General features: G+C 35.7%; 1 protein-coding gene. It reads left to right on the forward strand.

What is annotated here, in order from left to right; all coding sequences use genetic code 11:
• Positions 1-401 precede the first annotated feature (401 nt).
• A partial coding sequence (locus ACT3RM_RS17650) for a M12 family metallo-peptidase (protein ID WP_444511485.1) occupies positions 402-1,925 on the forward strand: 1,524 nt, incomplete at its 3' end.

The following is a 1,925-nucleotide window of genomic DNA, read 5'->3' on the forward strand; positions in this document are numbered from 1 at the left end:
GGAACGACCCCAGGCCTACTTTTAATATTGTTTCAAAATAAAAAAGTTCACTACACGCCCTTATCAAATTTTGACTCTAATACTCGGAAATTGAAGAAAAGTAGTGTTGCCAATGAGTGTATAAGCAAACATATTTCCTTGTATATTAAATCTTAATGTCCAACGTTGGACTTTATACAACTTGGTTATATCGATTGAAATTCTCAAGCGAAGCTGTATTTTCAGCCAACCTTACAATTCTAGAGAAATTGAAATGTATAATTGTACTGACTTATTCCTGCTTTACAAAAAGTTATCCTCAAAGCATATATCCAACCAATTATATGAAATTTATTAGTGTAATAACACCCCGATTTAGGTACGATTGTTTTGAGTTTGTTAATTTAATGTCGAGGGAATGTATGAAATATCGGATTGTTTTTTTATTAATGTTGATGCTGGCCTTTAATTTAAGTGCTGATGAGCATAAGTACCACCAACACTCAAAAAAAGTGTTATTCCATAAATCGGTTGATAATTTAAGTAGGGCCGTATTAGATATAGAACCTAATAATGGTGCTATATTATCTGAAAGAGCTGTTTTTGGCGAGACAGGGACTGCCGTTGCTGAAATATGTGAGAGTAATGATATTGAACATATAGAAGTTGGTTGTGAGACAATATCTAACGAGGCTGTTAATGTTCTTTTTGATTTTCCTGAGTATAGTCAGCATACAATCTATTATCGACCAAACATAATAGTTGATGGTTTTAAGCTAATACAAGCTGTTGTACTTGATAATAAAATCCAAAAACTTGTCTTTCAAGATACATTTTCCCAAGAAATGTTTTTTGTATCCAACAATGAGCAACTTATAAATATAATTAATAAGGAACTTAAAATAAGAGAATTCAAGCCTAATAATGATCCATTAGAAGGTGATTCAATAGATCCAGATGAAGAGATACATAACAGCCCTATAGATAGAGGGCCCATAGATATATGGTTACCTCCGGGCTCCCCAAACCAGCCTTTTCGTTCAAAAGATTCAGCGGGTGATACTCCGCCAATAAACCCTCCATATATATCCATTGAAAATAGTACATCACTTGTTATACCGGATTCGCCTGAAAAAATAGAGCATTCGCCAGGGTTTACTACTGCGATTGTTTTATATACTGATTCTGTTTTGAACACTTATGGGCGTGACACAATTAGGCAGAAAATCAGAGACGTTAACTTACGTTACAGAGGCTTCTTGAGGAATAACGATATTATAAGTGACACTAACTTAGGCGCATTTTCATGGGTTGCTGCGTATGAAAATAACGAATCTGGAAATATTACTAAGCAAGCATTCATGAAAATCCCTAACGAAATTTGTAATGCCGTTGGTGGTTGTGAAAGTGGTAACTGGGATGAGTTATTAAGTGCTATTTCTCATTCTTCAGCAATTAGAGATCTTAAAGCGATTTGGAAAGCAGACTCAGTAATGGTGTTAACTAAATCAGGTCACAAAAACCGCAAAGCAGTTGGGATTGCCTATCGATTAACTAGGCCAAGAGATATGACTCAAGCTGATAAAGCTGTGAGTGTTGTGAGGTTTGATTCTGATGTAGAAACCTACTTACATGAAATATTTCACAATTTAGGCGCAGGTCATTCATTTGCTAATACTCAACAGCCTGGTACAGCACCAGGAGCTGGCTTTTTAGGGAGGTTTTATCATCCTGAGACAACAGGCCAACACCCAATTAAAACTTTCATGACGTATGAAAATGTTTGTTGGGATAACTATGCTCCAATTCCTCCATGCACTGAACGCTGTCTTAAGGTTATGCACTTCTCAAGTCCTAGTACAGTTTTTAAATATGATAGCGCCAATATTACCATTGGCACTGCACAAGCAAATAATCAACTGCAAGTTAGTAACATGATTTGGACT

Source organism: Pseudoalteromonas sp. AOP7-A1-14 (assembly GCF_052376275.1).
GTDB lineage: Bacteria > Pseudomonadota > Gammaproteobacteria > Enterobacterales > Alteromonadaceae > Pseudoalteromonas.